Raw genomic sequence first — 18,249 nt, 5'->3', positions numbered from 1 at the left:
AGAGAGGAGAATGATGATGACAAAGTATATTTTCGTAACAGGTGGGGTAGTATCTTCACTCGGTAAAGGGATCACAGCCGCTTCACTCGCACGTCTACTCAAAAACCGAGGTTTGAACGTGACGATTCAGAAGTTTGACCCGTATATCAATATCGACCCAGGAACGATGAGCCCGTACCAGCACGGAGAGGTGTTCGTCACAGATGACGGCGCTGAGACGGACCTTGACCTCGGTCACTACGAGCGCTTCATCGACATCAACTTGTCGCAAAACGCCAACGTGACGTCAGGTCGCATCTACTCGACGGTCTTGAAAAAAGAACGCCGTGGCGATTATAACGGGGGTACGGTCCAAGTCATTCCACACATCACGAACGAGATTAAAGACCGCGTCTTCCGCGCCGGTCGCGAGACGAACGCGGATGTCGTCATCACAGAGATTGGTGGAACAGTCGGGGACATCGAGTCGCTTCCGTTCATCGAGGCCATTCGTCAAGTGAAGAACGACATCGGCAAAGAGAACGTCATGTACGTCCACTGTACGCTCGTCCCTTACCTTCGCGCTGCCGGTGAGATGAAGACGAAACCGACGCAACACAGCGTCAAAGAGCTCCGTAGTTACGGGATTCAGCCGGATATCATTGTCCTCCGTACCGAGCACGACATCCCAGAAGAGATGCGTGAAAAGATCGCCTTGTTCTGTGACACGCGTAAAGAAGCGGTCATCGAGGCACAAGATGCGTCGACGCTTTACGAAGTGCCGCTCAACCTTCAAAAGCAAGGAATGGACCAACTCGTCAACGATTACTTCGGCTTCAACACGCCGGCCGCTGACATGACGGCTTGGAAAGAGCTTGTACACACGGTCACGCACCTCGAGAAGAAAGTCAAAATCGCTCTCGTCGGAAAATACGTCGAACTTCGTGACGCGTACATCTCGGTCGCGGAATCACTCAAGCACGCCGGTTACGCCTTCAACGCCGACATCGATATCGATTGGGTCAACGCTGAAGAGGTGACGGCAGAGAACGTCGAGACGCTTCTCGGAGACGCAGACGGTATTCTCGTCCCAGGCGGATTTGGAGAACGCGGCATTGAAGGGAAAATCGAAGCGACGCGTTATGCGCGTGAGAACAACGTCCCATTCTTCGGGATTTGCCTCGGCATGCAGCTCGCGACGGTCGAGTTCGCCCGTAACGTCTTGAAGCTCGACGGTGCCCACTCGGCCGAAATCGATCCGACGACGAACTATCCGATTATTGATTTGCTTCCAGAACAAAAAGATATCGAGGACCTCGGTGGCACGCTCCGTCTCGGCCTCTATCCATGTAAGCTCGAGCCAGGCACGAAAGCGCACGCCGCCTACAACCAAGAGCTCGTCTATGAGCGCCATCGTCACCGTTACGAGTTCAACAACGAGTACCGTGAAGCGTTCGAGGCAGAAGGGTTCAAGTTCTCAGGAACGAGCCCGGACGGCCGTCTCGTCGAAATCATCGAGATTCCAGAGCACAAGTGGTTCGTCGCGTCACAGTTCCACCCAGAACTCATTTCGCGTCCAGAGCGTCCGCAACGCTTGTTCCACGATTTCATCCAAGCCTCACTCGGCGAGTGAGTGGCAGGTCACAGTCTATGACTGTGGCCTTTTTTCTCGGGCAAAAGGCTGATGTGCGCAACAGCTTCAGGTGGATACATGTTGCCCGAAATCCGGGTACACTAATAGTAGAACAGGGAGAGGGCGATGCGACATGCGAGAACGAACTATGATTTATGCAGGATACGGGGGAGCGCTCGTCACGCTCAGCCTGTTGCCGTTCGTCGTCTTGCCGACGCTATTATTGCCGTATCAACTCGGGTGGACCGGGATTGTATTGCTCGCACTGTCGATTGGTCTATTGCGGTCGATTCGTGAGGGCTCGAATACGTACTTGAAACAAATGCTAAAAGTCACGTTCACGTTATTCTTGTTGTTCGTCTTCGTATACTACGTCTCGTTCGGACTCGTCTTGTACGACTCGTACGGGCTCGAGCGGTTGCTCGAACAGTATGGCGACCAGGCGATGTGGGTGTTCGCCGCCTTCAGCTTCCTGCAGCCGATCGCGCTCCCGGTCCCAGAGGCGGTCAGTGTCCCGATTGGCAGTGTCGCCCTTGGGCCGCTCCGGGCGGCCTTAATCGGGAGCGTCGCGACGACGCTCGGCATCCTCGTCATGTACGGGCTCGCTCGGTTCGGACGGGAGCGGGTGATGCGGCTTATCGACGCCGACAAGCTCGCGACGTATGACCGATACGTGGACAAGTACGGGCTCGGTGTGTTGCTCGTCTTGTTCATCATCCCGATTTTGCCCGATGAGGTCATCTGTCTCGCGGCCGGGTTCAGCCGGGTGCCATTCCCGCGATTCGTTTTGATTGCCATCGGCGCGAAGCTCGTCACGTCGTTCGGCCTCGCCTATTCGGTCTCGCTCGGCGAACTGTTTATCACCGGTGCGAGTCCGTTCGCCGTCGTCTCGGTCACGGCGAGCCTATTGCTCGTCATCTTGGCGCTCGTCTGGCGCAAACGGAAAAAAGGGAATTCGAACTGACATCGCGAAACCGTCAAGAGCACAGTTAGAGAGGAAGACGTTATGGTTCGCGATGAAGAATTAGTGATTCGACCGATTGCGTCACGCGACTTGGATCGGTTATGGGAATTGATGTATAAGGACGAGGCGCCGGAATTCAAGAAATGGGACGCGCCGTATTTTGAACATCGGGCGCACACGTATGAGGTGTACTGTCAGAATGCGGGCGAACACGTCGGCCGTGACGACATGCGGGTCATCGAGGTCGATGGGACCGTCTACGGGACGGTTTCCTTCTATTATGAAGACGCCGGACAGAATTGGCTCGAGGTCGGGATCATCCTCCATCAAGCCGACCGCTGGAATCGTGGCATCGGCACGCGGGCGCTCAAGCTGTGGGTCGGCCATCTGTTTCAGACGTTGCCGACGGTCCGGGTCGGATTGACGACGTGGTCGGGCAATGAGCGGATGATGAAAGTGGCCGAGAAAATCGGCATGCGACTCGAAGGTCGGATTCGTCAGGTGCGCGTCGTCGACGACGTGCGTTACGACTCGATTCGCATGGGTTTGTTGCGAGAAGAATGGATGACAGAAAGCGCTAAGTCTCGGTAGAGGCTTAGCGCTTTTCACGTGTGGAACAATTGGCGGTATTGGAGCGGGGTCATTTGTTTGTACGTCTTGAACGTGTTGATATAGGCCGTGCACGAGGCGAAGCGATATTTCTCACCGATGGTACAAATCGGCAAATTCGTTCCGAGCAAATCGGCGATGGACGCATCGATGCGGCGGCGCCGGATTCGTTCGGGTACACTCTCGCCGACTTCCTGTTTGAACAGGGCCGACAAATAATTGTTTGATAACCCGATTTGTTGGGCGATCCACGGGAGCGATAGTTCTGGCTCTTTCAAATGCTCTTCAATCAAATGGATGGTCGTCGTGACGTTCGGGTTCGTCGACACGGGAGGGGATAGAAACGCCATCATCTTCGTCAAATGGTCGACGATGACGGGAATGGCATAGATAAAGTCGAGTGTCGTCGTCAGTTCATCGATTAAGATGAGAAGAGCGCTCGTATAATTGAGCGCGGTCTGGACGTTTGGGTTATCGACTGGAATCAGACGGATGACGTGATAGACGAGGCCGCGGTAGTAGAAACGGACACTCATATACTCATCGGAGACCGGAAGTTTCAATAGGTCGAGCGTCAGCGTCTCGAGCAGCTGTTCGGCCCGAATCGGATGGGCGCTGCGGAGCGCACTCACAATGTGTTGATCGAGCGTATAAAAGTTATCCACATGCTGAAAATCATCGAACAAATTTTTGTCACGATGCAGATGATTCAGAAATTGGCGTTTGATTTTGTTTTCCACCGGATGAGTCACTTCTTTCGTCGTACGATCGGGAACCGTTTATTTATTTCGTGGAACGTTCCGTTTAGTCACTTGCTTTAATTCGGCGATTTCGCGAGCGAGCGCTTCTTCACGGGAACGTGCGGATGATTCGAGGTGGTGTTCGAGTTCCTTACTTTTTTGTCGATACGTTTCAGCGACTTCTTTCGTACGCTGTTGATGCTGATTGAGTTGTTTGTTGTACGCATCGAGATCAATTGGCTTTTTCGTCATACATCATATGCCCCTTTCAAAAGACGGTCAAACAGACAGGCGCGGTGCAAGCGAGGCTTGGCCCGCAGTTTCATCGAGGAAACGGTTCCTGTCCTTAGCTTACGAAGGGGGTGAAAGGTTGGAAAGTTAGGTCAACACGAAAGAAGTGGTGAAAAAGATGAAAAATGTGACGAAATTGTGTCCGTAGCATATCCCATTTCTCACACTACTCGATGAATTGCACAAACCACAAAAAAACCGCAGACATGAAGTCTGCGGTTGAAGGCTTATTTGACGGCTTGGTCTTTGATTGGGAACCAGCCGGCACGTGTTGTGATGGCGTTCCAGAGCGGAGCCGGGACGGCGAGTTCGGCTTGTTTGTTCAAGTCGAGTTCGGTCTCGATTTCGTCTTCACGACCGTCTTTCACTTTCTCGAGCCAATCCGGGTCGATGATGAGTTCGCGGCCGAGCGCGGCGAGGTCGATGACGTTCAGTGCGTCTTCGACTTGACCTGGGCGCTGGAGCTGTCCGACTCCGATGAGCGGGACGGCACCGTTGATGCGTTTAGCGATGCGATCAATCGACCGCTCCGTCACGTTCTCGTTCCGCATTGAACCGATATTGAAGTTCCAGAGCGAGGCGTGGAGGTAGTCGAGATTTTCTTCGAGCAACATATCGATCAATACGTCCGTATCGTCGAGCGTGATGCCTGGCTCTTCGACTTCTTCAGGCGAGAAGCGGTAGCCGATTAAGAAATTGTCCGCGCCTTCAGCTGCACGTTTGACCGAGCGAATGACTTCACGCGGGAATGTGAGGCGTGCGTTTACGTCGCCACCGAAGCAATCGTCGCGTCGATTCGAGTGAGGTGAGAAGAATTGTTGAATCAAATACGTGTTCGCCCCGTGAATCTCGACGCCGTCAAAACCGGCCTCAATGGCACGACGTGTCGCTTCGCCGAACGCCTCGATGATGGCTTCGACTTCTTCAGTCTCAAGGGCGCGTGGTGTGGCGGCACCTTCACGGACCGGTGCGATGGCGCTGGCGCTTACTGGTTGTTCGTTCGGAACGAGTTCCGGAGGAGACATGCGTCCTGCATGGAAGATTTGAAGAATCGCTTTCGCGCCTTCCGCTCTCAAACTTTCAGCGAGCTGACGAAGCCCAGGGATGAACTTGTCGTCATTCACACCGAAGGCGTTCGGGAACCCTTTGCCGTCTTCGGTCACGTAAGCACACGCCGTGATGGCGAGGCCGACGTTCTTCGCTCGCTTGCGGTAATAGGCGAGTTCGTGTTCCGACACTTCACCCGTCGGTTCTGACGAATAATGGGTCATCGGCGCAAGTACGAGCCGATTGTGGAGCTCGACGCCGTTTTTGAATTGGAAAGGTTGTAACATGCGTTTCATAAAAAAACTCCTCCTTGTTGGTGATACCTTGAAGTCTAGTCTTCTCATTTTGAAATTGCGAGCGGGACGCTTTCTGAGGAGCAGGTTGCACACTCCGTGAGCGGGTCGATGGTTGAATGCTAGAAAATGGGGTATAATACAGGAGAAAAGTTGATAACCGGTTGGAGACTACAGAGAGACCACGACATGGGGGGCGAAGCCTTGTTTTGTTGTGGTCTCTTTTCGCATACATCGAACCGGATTCATTATAGGAGGGGACAAGATGGAAATCAGAAATTTCTCAGCAAAAGAACGTGCCAAACGATATGAACAGTTAACGGGTGAACGTCACGACGTGCTCGTCGTCGGCGGAGGAATCACCGGTGCCGGAATCGCGCTCGATGCCGCGTCTCGCGGAATGAAGACGGCCGTGCTCGAAATGCAAGACTTCGCAGCCGGAACATCGAGCCGTTCGACGAAACTCGTCCACGGAGGGTTGCGCTACTTGAAACAGTTCGAAGTCGCGCTCGTCGCCGAAGTCGGAAAAGAACGCGCCATCGTCTATGAGAACGGGCCACACGTCACGACGCCAGAACGCATGCTGTTGCCGATGCATAAAGGCGGCACGTTCGGACCGCTCTCCACAGCGGTCGGCTTGATGGTGTACGATTTCTTAGCGGGCGTCAAACGCGCCGAGCGACGTTTGATGTTGAAGCCAGATGAAGTCATTCAAAAAGCGCCGCTCGTCAAAAAAGACGGTCTTGTCGGTGGCGGTTATTACGTCGAATATCGGACAGATGATGCCCGTATGACGATTGAAGTCGCGAAAGAGGCGGCCAACCACGGCGCTCTCCTCTTGAACTATTCGAAAGTGACTGGTCTAATCTATGAGCAAGGCAAAGTCGTCGGCGTCCACGTTGAAGACCAAATCGACGGCAAGACGTACGAAGTTTATGCGAAGAAAGTCATCAACGCGACCGGACCTTGGGTCGACGTGCTCCGCGAACAGGACGGCTCGAACAAAGGGAAGATGCTCCGTTTGACGAAAGGGATTCACCTCGTCATTGACCAGTCGAAATTCCCGCTCAAACAAGCCATCTATTTCGATACACCGGACGGCCGGATGGTGTTCGCGATTCCGCGTGACGGCAAAGCGTACGTCGGGACGACAGACACGTTCTTCGATAAGGATAAAGCTCATCCACGCATGACGACCGAGGACCGCGACTATATTTTAGAGGCGATCCATTATATGTTCCCAGACGTGAACGTGACGGCAGATGACGTCGAGTCGAGCTGGGCCGGGATTCGTCCGCTCATCTATGAAGAAGGCAAAGACCCGTCTGAAATCTCACGGAAAGATGAGGTTTGGCAGTCGGAAAGCGGCTTAATCACGATTGCCGGTGGGAAGTTGACCGGTTATCGCAAGATGTCAGAGACGGTCGTCGATTTGGTGGCGAAACTGCTCAAGCAAGAAGAAGGCATCGTCTTCCTCGCTTCGCGCACGAAACATATGCCGATGTCGGGCGGCCATGTCGGCGGTTCGAAAGGGTTCGATGACTTCTTGACGAAGAAGAAAGCTGAACTGAAAAACCTTGGTCTCGATGACGTCAAAGCCGAGCAGCTCGTTCGTCTCTACGGATCGAACATCGATCGTGTCATCGAACGGATGGACTCGAACGCGTACGACCTTCCAGAGTACGTCTATGCACAACTCATGTATGGCATCGAAGAAGAGTCGGTCGTTCGGGCCATCGACTTCCTCGTCCGCCGGACCGGAGCGATGTTCTTCGACATCGACTTCGTCCGCAACTATAAAGACGGCGTGCTCCGTTGCATGGCCGATGTCTTCAAATGGTCGGATGCTCGTCTCGCTGAAGAGCGGGCCGAGGTCGAGAAAGAGATTGATCTCGCGGTCGTCCCTGTCACGGTCGACTAACGAAATAAAAGGAACCTCGCCGCGGCGAGGTTCCTTTTCATATGCCTAATTCTTCATAATACGCCATGATGCGTTCGTCGAGCGCCTCGACGACGTCCGGTTCGCCGAACAAATACAGATAAAGATACGTGCCGTCCTCACGATTCACTTCTGTTTCGAGGGTCAGCGTGGTTGGTCGTCCTTCGAAGATAACATTGATTGTGCCGAGCGTGTGCACGTTCGCTTCGTCGAGTTCCGGATTAGAAGCCAGCTTTTTAATGCGGGCGATGTCACTGTCTGCGATGGGCTCATCGAACGTCTCGGATAAGACGGCGAACGTCTCCGGCAAGTCCTCGAGACCGGTCTCGATGGCCGCGGCGAGCGGTATCTCTTCTTGTTCTTCTCCAAAGACGTTCACCATGAGTGCGACCATGCTTCCAATCGCCAAGACGAACAACACGTATAACAAATATGGTTTCATGATTTCGCTCCTGTTCGTTTCATGTTTTCAGTATATCAGCGCACCGGGTGTTTAGAAATAGGGAGACAATGGTATTGAAAAAGATGGAAAAGAGAAAGGCGGGGGAGTTACGATGAAACGAGCATGGGCAATCGGTGGCGTCGTCCTCATCTTATTTCTCGGTTGGCAGTTCGTCGATACGAATCGGCTGTTTGCCGACGTCTACTATACGAAAGTGCCGAGCGGAAACGTCACCGATCAAGAAAAGACATATACGTATGAAACGATTGGCTATGATGAAGATGGCAAGAAACGACCAATCACGTTCGAGGCACCGATTCGGCTGGCCGAAGGCGATTTTTTGAAACTGTATGTGAAAGACGAGCAGACGGTGACGGCCTACGAGCCGGTACCTGAGTCGGAAGTACCGGCCCAGTTGAAGGACGAACAGACCGAGGAGCCGGTATCGATACCGTTGCCTTGATTTCAAAATAGGTCCGTCGCCAAACGAAATCGGATTTGGTATGGTTAGACTAGTGCAAATTATGGAGAGAAGGTAGATGGATGTCACGGATGTTGATCGCAGACGACCAAGATGGGATTCGGTTGATGTTGGCGCAAGTGTTCCAAAACCTCGGCATCGAGGTCGACACGGCGAACGACGGACAGAACGCTTGGGAAAAGCTCGAACAGAACGGATACGATTTAGTATTGCTCGATATGAACATGCCGCGCATGTTCGGCCATGAAGTACTACGAAACATGCGCCAACGAGACATCGACACCCCGGTCATGATTATGACCGCGTTCGGGGAAAAATCGACGCTCGAAGAAGTGCAACGACTTGGCATTACCGCGCAATTTGAAAAGCCGTTCGATATTTATCGGATGATTGAAAAAGTGAAGGAAGTCCTCAAAATCACGTAATTCGTCACGAAGATGACATATGTAAACGCTTGCGCAGAGCCATTTCTATGCCCGAATAGCATAGGCACAAGTTTCGACGTGTGTTATAATGGGAACGAATTGCACGGGGGCATTTTTCCCAAAGTGCACAATAGCGAACAGACAGGAGGATGTCATTATGCCATTAGTATCAATGACAGAAATGCTTAACAAAGCATTCGAAGGCAAGTATGCAGTAGGCCAATTCAACATCAACAACCTCGAGTGGACGCAAGCGATTCTTCGCGCTGCGGAAGACGAGAAATCACCAGTTATCCTCGGTGTATCAGAAGGTGCAGCGAAGTACATGGGTGGCTTCACAACAGTTGTTAAAATGACTGAAGGTCTCATGCACGACTACAACATCACTGTTCCAGTTGCAATCCACCTCGACCACGGTTCATCTTTCGACAAGTGTAAAGCAGCGATTGACGCTGGTTTCACGTCTGTTATGATCGACGGTTCACACCACCCGATTGAAGAGAACATCGAAATGACGAAACAAGTCGTTGAATACGCACACGCTAAAGGTGCTTCAGTTGAAGCGGAAGTCGGCACAGTCGGCGGCGAAGAAGATGGCGTTGTTGGCGGCGTACAATACGCTGACCTCGACGAGTGCGTACGCGTCGTGAAAGAAGCGAAAGTTGACGCTCTTGCGGCAGCACTCGGTTCTGTACACGGAGAATACCAAGGCGAGCCTAAACTCGGCTTCAAAGAGATGGAAGAAATCGCAGAAGCGACTAAAACTCCACTCGTTCTTCACGGCGGTTCAGGTATTCCTGAGCACCAAATCAAAAAAGCAATCGAGCTCGGTCACAGCAAAATCAACGTTAACACAGAGTGCCAACAAGAATGGACTCGTGCCGTACGTGAGAAGCTCAACACGGACTCGAAAGTATATGACCCACGTAAAGTCATCGGCCCTGGTGTCGAAGCGATCTACAACGTCGTTACTGGCAAAATGCGTGAGTTCGGTTCAAGCAACCAAGCATAATCCTGTCACATCAGTCGGTTCTCCCTGTGAGAACCGGCTTTTTTTATGGAATGCTGCTCGTCGGATCGATGTTCGCCATCGCCGCCTTGACGTAAAGGGTGTAGCAATTCCATGACAATTTCCTCATAATAAGAAGTGTAAGCGATCACAACACCATTCGAGGAGGAATTGTACATGCGTTTTTTCATTGATACGGCAAACGTGGAAGACATCAAGAAAGCTCATCAGATGGGCGTCATCGGGGGCGTGACGACGAATCCATCGCTCGTCGCCAAAGAAGGCGTCGATTTCCATACACGGCTACGCGAAATCTGTGAGATCGTCGGGGATCTCTCAGTCAGCGCGGAAGTTATTGCGCTCGACGCAGCGGGTATGGTGGAAGAAGGAAAGGAACTTGCGGCCATCGCGCCGAATATTACTGTCAAGGTACCGATGACGCCAGCAGGGATGGAAGCGGTCAATACGTTTTCACAGCTCGGCATCAAGACGAACGTGACGCTCATCTTTAACGCCAACCAAGCGCTACTCGCGGCTCGGGCCGGCGCGTCATACGTCTCGCCATTCATCGGTCGTTTGGACGATATCGGTCAAGATGGTCTCGACCTCGTCGAGACGATTGCCAATATCTTTGCCATCCATGGCATCGATACAGAAATCATCGCAGCTTCCGTTCGCCATCCGGTCCACGCGACGAAGGCGGCTCTCCTTGGAGCCGACATCGCCACGGTACCATACAAAGTCATCGAACAGATGATGAAACATCCGCTCACTGACAAAGGGATCGAGCAATTCTTAGCGGATTGGAACAACGCTCAATCCAAATAAGTTTGTCGCAGAAAGGTTTGATCATCGTGGAAATTCTCCATATCGTAGGACAGCAAAAACTTGAAGGAACAGTTGACATTAGCGGGGCCAAACAGAGCGCCTTGCCTTGTCTCGTCGCAGCACTTTTGACGGAAGAACCGGTGACGATTGAGAACGTCCCCGTCATCGAGGACGTCGAAGTGATGCTCAGTCTATTACAAGAACTCGGCGTCGCGATTGAACGGGACGGGGAGCGGATGACGCTTCATGCGAAAGATGCCGTCGCCATGCCGCTGCTCGGCTCAGAGACGCGTAAAGTCCGAGCCGCTGTCTATTTGCTCGGGGTGTTTGCGGCTCGTTTTGGGAAAGGGGCCGTCGGACTTCCCGGTGGATATGCGATTGGTCCACGACCGATCGATTTACATTTGAAAGCACTCGAACGTCTCGGCATTAAAGTCGAGAACGAGTCGGGACTTTATCATGTGAACGCCGAAAAATTGGAAGGAAATCGAATTTATCTCGATCTCCGTTCGTTCGGGGCGACAGTGAGCGCCATGCTCGCGGCCGTGCTCGCTGATGGGACGACCGTCATCGAGAACGCGGCCATCGATCCGGAAATCGTCGACGTCGCGACGATGCTCACTTCGATGGGGGCCCACGTCATCGGGGCGGGCACCGACGAGATTCGCATCAAAGGGGTCGACAAGCTCCATGGCTGTACACACACGCTCATTCCCGATCGGTTAGAGGCTGGGACGTTCATGATTTATGGCGCCGTCGCGGGTGAAGTGACGGTACGAAACGTCATTCCGACGCACTTAGAAGGCGTCATTCAAAAACTACTGGATTACGGGGCCGACGTCGAAGTCGGGGAAGAGACGATCACGGTGCGGGCGAACGCCTTTAAACCGATTGATATCCGTGTCTTCCACTATTCGGGGTATCCGACCGACCTGCAGCCGATCATGTCGGCCGCACTGTTGAAAGCGGACGGGACGAGTATCGTCACCGACAAGCTGTACGCCCAACGGTTCCGCCATATCGCAGAAATGCGGCGCATGAATGCACAGATTACGCTCGAGGACGCTTCGGCCGTCATTCGCGGCGGGACAACGCTTGCCAATGCGGAAATGGAATGTGCAGACGCACGGAGTGGGGCAGCCCTCGCCTTAGCTGGGCTTCAAGCGAGTGGCGAATCCACGGTGATCCATGCGGAAAAATTGAACGATTCATATGTCGATTTCGTCGGCAAACTAAAACAACTCGGCGCACTCGTCTGGGTCGATGAGGTGTCCGAGTAAAAAGGGGAGAATTCGGGTGGAACGTAGTTTATCAATGGAATTGGTCCGAGTCACAGAAGCGGCAGCGCTATCTTCGGCTCGTTGGATGGGTAAAGGCTTGAAAGAAGAGGCGGACGACGCGGCGACGACCGCGATGCGTGAAGTATTTGATACGATTCCGATGAAAGGGGTCGTTGTCATCGGGGAAGGCGAGATGGACGAGGCACCGATGCTCTATATCGGTGAAAAAGTCGGGAACGGCTATGGCTCACGCCTCGACGTCGCTGTCGATCCACTCGAAGGGACGAGTATCGTCGCGACGGGAACGTGGGGAGCGCTTGCCGTTCTCGCTGTCGCTGACGCCGGTGACCTTCTTCACGCGCCGGACATGTACATGGATAAGATTGCCGTCGGTCCGGAAGCGGCCGGATTGATCAGTCTCGACAACTCGATTGAAGAGAATATCGCCATCGTCGCCAAGGCGAAGAACAAGAACGTCGAAGACGTCGTCGTCACGATTTTACATCGTGATCGTCACGAAGAGATGATTCAACGTGTCCGCGCGACGGGTGCCCGCATCAAGTTGATTCCCGATGGAGACGTGGCCGCGGCCATTAACACGGCGTTCCCGAAAACAGGTGTCGATTTGTTGCTCGGTTCGGGTGGTGCGCCGGAAGGCGTCATCGCGGCCGTCGCGATGAAATGTCTCGGCGGTGACTTCCAAGGTCGTCTGCTTCCTGAAGACGAAGCCCAAGAGAAGCGTTGCCAAGACATGGGCATCGCCGATACGGGCCGGATTTTGCTGTTGGACGACCTCGTCAAAGGTGAAGATTGCATCTTCGCGGCGACGGGCGTGACGGACGGGGAACTCCTCCGCGGCGTCCAGTTCACCGGGCAAGGCGGTCAGACACACTCGGTCGTCATGCGAGCCAAGTCAGGAACGGTCCGCTTCGTCGAAGGCATCCACTCCTTGAAGAAAAAACCGAAAATGGTCATGAAACCTTGATTCTCCTGAACCGTGGACACTTCCGTCCGCGGTTCTTTTTTGATGTGTCGTTTCATATTTAATATACATCGAGAACGGGAATGAATAGGGAGGAGGTGTGTGTCATGATTGAAGTGGAATCACTCGTCAAAACGTTCGGGGACGTGCCGGCCGTCGATGGCATCTCGTTCTCGGTGCAAGAAGGAGAGATTTTCGCCTTCCTTGGACCGAACGGGGCTGGCAAGTCGACGACCGTGCAAATGTTGACGACGCTCGTCCGGCCGACCGAAGGGAAGGCGCGGGTGAACGGATTTGATGTCGTCAAACAAGAGAAAGACGTCCGCCTATCGATTGGCGTCGCCCTGCAAGAGACCGGAATCGATAAAGTATTGACCGGGCGGGAACTGCTCGTCTTGCAAGGACGGTTGTTCAAGATGACGAAACAAGAGGCGGAGACGCGCGCCGAGGAACTGCTGCGTGTCGTCTCGCTCACGGAAGCGGCCGATCGGAGAAGTGGCACATATTCGGGCGGGATGCGGCGTCGGCTCGATTTAGCGCTCACGCTCGTCCATCGACCGACCGTCTTGTTTTTAGATGAACCGACGACCGGGCTCGACCCGGCGAGCCGCATCGAGATTTGGAACGAGGTGAGACGGCTCAACGAGGAGTTCGGCACGACGATTTTTTTGACGACCCAGTACTTAGAAGAGGCGGACGAATTGGCCGACCGGATCGCCATCATCAATCATGGAAAAATCGTCAGTGAAGGGACAGCGGAAGCGTTGAAACGACTCGTCGGCGGCGAGACGATTGCGATGACGTTCCACAGCAATCAAGAAGCATCTGCAGCCGCTGCGTTATTCGGTCATGCGGCGACCGGGCAACACGTGGCATTCGAGCTCGTCAATCATACGCTGATGGAAGTCGTGCGCCAGCTCGATGAACGGTCGCTTCAACCGGAACGTCTGACCGTGAAGCAACCGTCGCTCGACGACGTCTTTTTGAAAGTGACCGGCGAGTCATACGAAGGAGGCGTGCCCGATGTGGACTGAAACATGGCTCTTCACGAAACGGAGCCTCATTACGACGATTCGGAATCCGTTTTCGTTCATCCCGAACTTGATTATTTCCGTCTTCTTCCTACTCGTTTACACGAGCGGATTGTCGAGCGTCGCGTCGCTTCCTCAGTTTGATGGGAGCGCCTATTTGAACTTCATCTTGCCAGTCTCCATCGTGTCCGGGGCGGTCGGTGGCGCCGGGGGGACGGGACAAGCGCTCGTCCGTGATATCGAGAGCGGCTACTTCGCCCGCTTGCTTCTGACTCCGGCGACGCGGACGGCGATCGTGCTCGGCCCGATGATTGCGGGGATGTTGCAACTGCTCGTCCAGACGCTCCTCATTTTCGGGGTGGCGTTCTTGCTCGGTTTGTCGATTCCGGTCGGTCTGCCTGGCTTCTTGTTCACGGTGCTGCTTGCGATCGGATTCGGCCTTGGTTTTGCCGGCTACTCGGTCGGTGTCGCGTTAAAGACACGGAACGCTCAGGCCGCACAAGCCGGGACACTTTTGTTCTTCCCGCTCATCTTCTTGTCGACGACGTTCGTCCCGAAAGAGTTGATTGAGGCAGAATGGCTCAAAGTAGCGGCGACGTTCAATCCGACGACGTATATCTTTGAAGGGATGCGTGCCGTCTTGACACAACCGACGATCGACTGGAGCGTGTTATCGGCCGGACTCGCCGTCGCCGGGGCGATGAGCGTCATCATGGTCGTGTTCGCGGCGACGAACGCACGCGGTGCCTTGAAACAAAAATGACGAGCGGGGGTTCAGCCCTGCTCGTCCTGGTCGATCATGAACGTCACAATCAAAAACAGAATAAAACTGATTAACGAGACCGTGCCCCCGATGATGAAATAGACGAGGGTGACGGTCTCATTCCATTGGAACGGGTTCATTGTGTAGAACCACATCCCGCTCGTCAATCCGATTGATCCGATGACGGCCGTCCACCCGTGAATCGTGACGAGCAGTTGGTTCCGGACCGCATACAAGCGATAGAAGACTCCCCAGGCGAAGACCGATAGCCAACCGGCGAGCAGAATATGGGCGTGAATCGGACGAAAGGCATAACTGCTGGCACCCGACATATGCGACCCGAGCGCCGTCCCGATGACACCGAACAGCGCGGCGAGGCGAATCAAGCGAAGACTCCAAATTTTTTCCATGGCATAGAACAACTCCTTCAACGTGATGGCTTTATCGTAACGAAGCCAGATGAACGGAAGATGAACAGCGATTGAATGTTGGTGCTTCGTGGAACAGCAGTAGAGAAGGAGGGAGACGATGGACCAACTGCGAACGATGTTGAATATTATACTGACCGGTGTGGGGGGCTATTTGGCAATTATCTTCATCTTGCGGGTCTCCGGCAAACGGACACTTGCCAAAATGAACGCTTTTGATTTTATCGTCACCGTCGCGCTCGGATCGATTCTGGCCACGACACTCACGAGTCAACAGACACCGCTATTGAACGGACTGACCGCGTTTGCGACGCTCGTGTTCATGCAATACGTGATGGCCAAGTTGGCGACCCGCTCGAAACGCGTGAATCAACTGATCAAGTCGACGCCGGCGCTACTTTACTATGATGGAACATATTTAGAAGAAACGATGCGGCGGGAGCGGGTGCTCGAGATTGAAGTGTTGCAGGCGATTCGAGCGAGCGGTACGGATTTCAATCAAGTCGAGGCTGTCGTCTTGGAGACGGATGGGACGTTCTCGGTGTTGACGAGCACGGAGACGGTATTACGAAACGTTGAGACGAAAAAAACGACCCAGTTCCTATGAACCGGGTCGTTTGGTCGTTTAAATTAGAGGTATGATCCTGCACCGACATAACGTGGTGCCCAGTAACCTGATGTGAAGCTCGCGTACTTCACGCCGCCTGTTTCAGAGTTGATCATTTGTGTTTTGCTGAGTGCCATTCCAACGTGTTGGATCGTGCTTCCGTTGTGTGAGAAGAACACGAGGTCGCCGGCTTGAATCGCTGACTTCGAAACTTTTTTCGAGTTAGCGTATTGCGAGCGTGAATCACGTGGGATCGATTTGTTGATGGCTTTCTTATAAACGTGACCTGTGTAACCTGAGCAGTCAAAGCCAGAAGTTGTCGTTCCGCCGTAACGGTAAGGTGTACCGAGGTACTTCTTCGACTCAGCGACAAGTTTTGTACGAGCGCTTGATGCAGAAGCAGTTGTTACTTTCTTCGCAGTAGCTGTCTTCGTGTTTGCTTTCAAGTACGTGTAAGTAGATGAAGCTGAGATATAACGGTGAGTCCCTTTGTAGTTGATTTTGTAGAACGAACCAACTTTACCAAGGTATGTATAGCGTTGGCCTTTGTTCATCGTTGTCGTGACTTTCGAGCTGAGCGACGGTGCTGTGCGGATGTTCAAGCCGTTAACTTTCGAGTAAGCGAATTTACCAGTAGCGGCTTCTGCTTGTTCACCTGTTGTGAAAGCAAGACCCGAGAAAGCGAGAGTGGCAGCGACAATGATAGATGCGAAACGCTTTAACATAGTGTATTTCCCTCCGTTTTTTAAAATAAAACCCTAAGTGGCTGTATATGATCGATGTGTGTTAACGAGATTAGAGCACAAGTTGCGGATATTACCCGGTTTCCTGTGCAAATAAACTATATCATGCGCAAGACCGATAGCATTTTTCAATCACAAGACAAAAACAGTTTTCTTGTAACATATTTGAAACAATATGCGAGAATAGAGACTTATTTGTTACATACATAGTAAAAAGGTTGTTATGTTTTCAACAACAGGGGAATAGACTGACATGAAGCCGTTTTTCAAACAGTGACGGTTTGACTGAAGTGTGATTAGATGAATGAGGAATGAACGTTTACTTTTGAAATATAGAATCATGAAAGACAGGTGACTTGAATGAGTCAAACGACTGAACCGGCTAAAAACTACACGCTTCGGGAACTCGAGACGAAGACGTTGAAAGAGTTATATGAGATTGCGAAAGAAGTGAACGTGCCTCAATATCGAGAGGCACGTAAACGTGAGCTCATGTTCCGGATATTGAAATCACAGGCAGAATCAAAAGATCTTTATTTCCTCGAAGGAATCCTAGAGATTATTCCGCCTAACCCACAGTCGCAAAACGATGGCGGTTTTGGCTTCCTACGCCCCATCAATTACTCGCAATCGTCTGAAGACATTTATATCGCGGCGTCGCAAATCCGCCGCTTCAATCTCCGCAACGGCGACCTTGTGACGGGGAAAGTCCGGAAGCCGAAAGAGAATGAACGGTTCCAAGGGCTTCTCAGCGTCGAGGCGGTCAACGGCGAGACGACGGACTCGACGCGCAACCGAGACTACTTCCCGGCGCTCACTCCGATTTATCCGGAACAACAGATGGTGCTCGAGACGGAGCCGAACCATTTGTCGGTCCGCGTCATGGACATGATTGCTCCCGTCGGCTTCGGGCAGCGAGGGTTGATTGTCGCGCCGCCGAAGGCAGGGAAGACGTCCCTCTTAAAAGAGATTGCCAATTCGATCACAACGAACCATCCGAACGTCGAGTTGATTATTCTGTTGATTGATGAGCGGCCGGAAGAAGTGACGGATATCCAACGTTCGGTGCCTGGCGCAGACGTCGCCTACTCGACGTTTGACGAGACACCGGAGAACCATGCTCGCATCTCGGAGCTCGTTCTCGAACGGGCGATGCGCCTCGTCGAACATAAGAAGGACGTCGTCATCTTGCTCGACTCGATCACGCGTCTGACGCGGGCGTACAACTTGTCCGTCCCGCCGAGCGGACGGACGCTCTCCGGCGGGATTGACCCGGCCGCGTTCCATAAACCGAAGAAGTTCTTCGGGGCGGCCCGTAATATCGAGGACGGCGGCAGTTTGACGATTCTCGGCACGGCACTCGTCGATACGGGTTCGCGCATGGATGACGTCATCTATGAAGAGTTCAAAGGAACGGGCAACATGGAGCTGCACCTCGACCGCAAACTGGCGGAACGTCGGATTTTCCCGGCCATCGACATTCGTCGCTCGGGAACGCGCAAGGAAGAATTGCTGCTCGGCAAAGGCGAACTCGACTCGCTTTGGACGATTCGTCGCACGATGAACGAGTCGCCAGACTTCGTCGATCAGTTCTTGCGCCGGGTCCGCGAAACGAAAACGAACCTCGACTTTTTTGCGGCGCTTGAAGCCGATAAGAAAAAGAGTCGACGCCCGGTGAAAAAAACGAAAACGGACTTGTAAATCCTTGAACCGGGTGCTATTATATTCTAGTGAA

General features: G+C 53.1%; 20 protein-coding genes. 14 read left to right on the top strand and 6 right to left on the bottom strand.

Annotation, left to right across the window (positions count from 1 at the left end; genetic code table 11):
• Positions 1–16: 16 nt before the first annotated feature.
• The 3 genes from KNP85_RS06620 (at position 17) to KNP85_RS06610 (ending at position 3,167) form a co-directional block, all read left to right on the top strand.
• Entirely contained in the window at positions 17–1,612 is a 1,596-nt protein-coding gene (locus KNP85_RS06620) for a CTP synthase (protein ID WP_021066089.1), read from the top strand.
• Between the two features lie 133 nt (positions 1,613–1,745).
• Positions 1,746–2,576 (top strand): TVP38/TMEM64 family protein, encoded by an 831-nt coding sequence (locus KNP85_RS06615; protein ID WP_029594653.1) that lies wholly within the window; start codon positions 1,746–1,748, stop codon positions 2,574–2,576.
• A 42-nt stretch (positions 2,577–2,618) separates the two neighbouring features.
• Positions 2,619–3,167 (top strand): GNAT family N-acetyltransferase, encoded by a 549-nt coding sequence (locus KNP85_RS06610; protein WP_214802315.1) that lies wholly within the window; start codon positions 2,619–2,621, stop codon positions 3,165–3,167.
• Positions 3,168–3,181: 14 nt separating this feature from the next.
• Here KNP85_RS06610 and KNP85_RS15875 read toward each other — a convergent pair whose 3' ends face one another.
• From KNP85_RS15875 to KNP85_RS06595, 3 genes are all read right to left on the bottom strand, one after another.
• Positions 3,182–3,850, bottom strand: coding sequence for a helix-turn-helix transcriptional regulator (locus KNP85_RS15875; RefSeq protein WP_214802312.1), 669 nt, complete (start codon positions 3,848–3,850; stop codon positions 3,182–3,184).
• 114 nt (positions 3,851–3,964) lie between these two features.
• Positions 3,965–4,177 (bottom strand): hypothetical protein, encoded by a 213-nt coding sequence (locus KNP85_RS06600; RefSeq protein WP_029594656.1) that lies wholly within the window; start codon positions 4,175–4,177, stop codon positions 3,965–3,967.
• Positions 4,178–4,443: 266 nt separating this feature from the next.
• Positions 4,444–5,559 (bottom strand): NADH-dependent flavin oxidoreductase, encoded by a 1,116-nt coding sequence (locus KNP85_RS06595; protein ID WP_214802310.1) that lies wholly within the window; start codon positions 5,557–5,559, stop codon positions 4,444–4,446.
• A 262-nt stretch (positions 5,560–5,821) separates the two neighbouring features.
• Between KNP85_RS06595 and KNP85_RS06590 the strand changes: the two genes are divergently transcribed.
• Positions 5,822–7,477 carry a glycerol-3-phosphate dehydrogenase/oxidase gene (locus tag KNP85_RS06590; RefSeq protein ID WP_058764850.1) on the top strand — a complete coding sequence of 552 codons (1,656 nt, stop codon included), beginning with the start codon at positions 5,822–5,824 and terminating at the stop codon, positions 7,475–7,477.
• Positions 7,478–7,514: 37 nt separating this feature from the next.
• On the opposite strand, the gene KNP85_RS06585 is transcribed toward KNP85_RS06590, so the two are convergent.
• Positions 7,515–7,937 carry a hypothetical protein gene (locus KNP85_RS06585; RefSeq protein ID WP_214802307.1) on the bottom strand — a complete coding sequence of 141 codons (423 nt, stop codon included), beginning with the start codon at positions 7,935–7,937 and terminating at the stop codon, positions 7,515–7,517.
• A gap of 112 nt (positions 7,938–8,049) precedes the next feature.
• On the opposite strand from KNP85_RS06585, the gene KNP85_RS06580 reads away from it, so the two are divergent.
• The 8 genes from KNP85_RS06580 (at position 8,050) to KNP85_RS06545 (ending at position 14,736) form a co-directional block, all read left to right on the top strand.
• Positions 8,050–8,400 carry a YxeA family protein gene (locus KNP85_RS06580; RefSeq protein WP_214802305.1) on the top strand — a complete coding sequence of 117 codons (351 nt, stop codon included), beginning with the start codon at positions 8,050–8,052 and terminating at the stop codon, positions 8,398–8,400.
• An 80-nt stretch (positions 8,401–8,480) separates the two neighbouring features.
• The gene (locus tag KNP85_RS06575; protein WP_021066098.1) at positions 8,481–8,843 is read left to right on the top strand and encodes a response regulator; all 363 of its coding nucleotides are present in this window, start codon (positions 8,481–8,483) and stop codon (positions 8,841–8,843) included.
• Between the two features lie 157 nt (positions 8,844–9,000).
• Positions 9,001–9,855, top strand: coding sequence for a class II fructose-1,6-bisphosphate aldolase (gene fba, locus KNP85_RS06570; protein ID WP_021066099.1), 855 nt, complete (start codon positions 9,001–9,003; stop codon positions 9,853–9,855).
• A 174-nt stretch (positions 9,856–10,029) separates the two neighbouring features.
• Positions 10,030–10,680 carry a fructose-6-phosphate aldolase gene (fsa, locus tag KNP85_RS06565; RefSeq protein ID WP_021066101.1) on the top strand — a complete coding sequence of 217 codons (651 nt, stop codon included), beginning with the start codon at positions 10,030–10,032 and terminating at the stop codon, positions 10,678–10,680.
• Between the two features lie 26 nt (positions 10,681–10,706).
• Complete coding sequence (gene murA / locus KNP85_RS06560; RefSeq protein WP_214802302.1) at positions 10,707–11,960, top strand: UDP-N-acetylglucosamine 1-carboxyvinyltransferase; 1,254 nt, start codon at positions 10,707–10,709, stop codon at positions 11,958–11,960.
• A 16-nt stretch (positions 11,961–11,976) separates the two neighbouring features.
• Positions 11,977–12,945 (top strand): class II fructose-bisphosphatase, encoded by a 969-nt coding sequence (gene glpX, locus KNP85_RS06555; RefSeq protein ID WP_029594665.1) that lies wholly within the window; start codon positions 11,977–11,979, stop codon positions 12,943–12,945.
• Positions 12,946–13,049: 104 nt separating this feature from the next.
• Positions 13,050–13,976 carry an ATP-binding cassette domain-containing protein gene (locus KNP85_RS06550; protein WP_214802299.1) on the top strand — a complete coding sequence of 309 codons (927 nt, stop codon included), beginning with the start codon at positions 13,050–13,052 and terminating at the stop codon, positions 13,974–13,976.
• Positions 13,966–14,736, top strand: coding sequence for an ABC transporter permease (locus KNP85_RS06545; RefSeq protein WP_214802297.1), 771 nt, complete (start codon positions 13,966–13,968; stop codon positions 14,734–14,736). Before KNP85_RS06550 ends, KNP85_RS06545 begins: the two co-directional genes overlap by 11 nt.
• 11 nt (positions 14,737–14,747) lie before the next feature.
• On the opposite strand, the gene KNP85_RS06540 is transcribed toward KNP85_RS06545, so the two are convergent.
• Positions 14,748–15,146 carry a hypothetical protein gene (locus KNP85_RS06540; RefSeq protein ID WP_214802277.1) on the bottom strand — a complete coding sequence of 133 codons (399 nt, stop codon included), beginning with the start codon at positions 15,144–15,146 and terminating at the stop codon, positions 14,748–14,750.
• A 118-nt stretch (positions 15,147–15,264) separates the two neighbouring features.
• Between KNP85_RS06540 and KNP85_RS06535 the strand changes: the two genes are divergently transcribed.
• Complete coding sequence (locus KNP85_RS06535) at positions 15,265–15,771, top strand: DUF421 domain-containing protein (RefSeq protein WP_214802275.1); 507 nt, start codon at positions 15,265–15,267, stop codon at positions 15,769–15,771.
• A 23-nt stretch (positions 15,772–15,794) separates the two neighbouring features.
• On the opposite strand, the gene KNP85_RS06530 is transcribed toward KNP85_RS06535, so the two are convergent.
• Complete coding sequence (locus tag KNP85_RS06530; protein WP_021066107.1) at positions 15,795–16,496, bottom strand: C40 family peptidase; 702 nt, start codon at positions 16,494–16,496, stop codon at positions 15,795–15,797.
• Positions 16,497–16,874: 378 nt separating this feature from the next.
• On the opposite strand from KNP85_RS06530, the gene rho reads away from it, so the two are divergent.
• The gene (gene rho, locus KNP85_RS06525; protein WP_021066108.1) at positions 16,875–18,215 is read left to right on the top strand and encodes a transcription termination factor Rho; all 1,341 of its coding nucleotides are present in this window, start codon (positions 16,875–16,877) and stop codon (positions 18,213–18,215) included.
• The last annotated feature ends 34 nt before the right edge of the window (positions 18,216–18,249 follow it).

This window comes from Exiguobacterium sp. s194, from assembly GCF_018618275.1.
GTDB lineage: Bacteria > Bacillota > Bacilli > Exiguobacteriales > Exiguobacteriaceae > Exiguobacterium > Exiguobacterium chiriqhucha.
The sequence above is the reverse complement of the archived record's forward strand: the minus strand, read 5'-3'. Positions and strand labels throughout refer to the sequence as shown.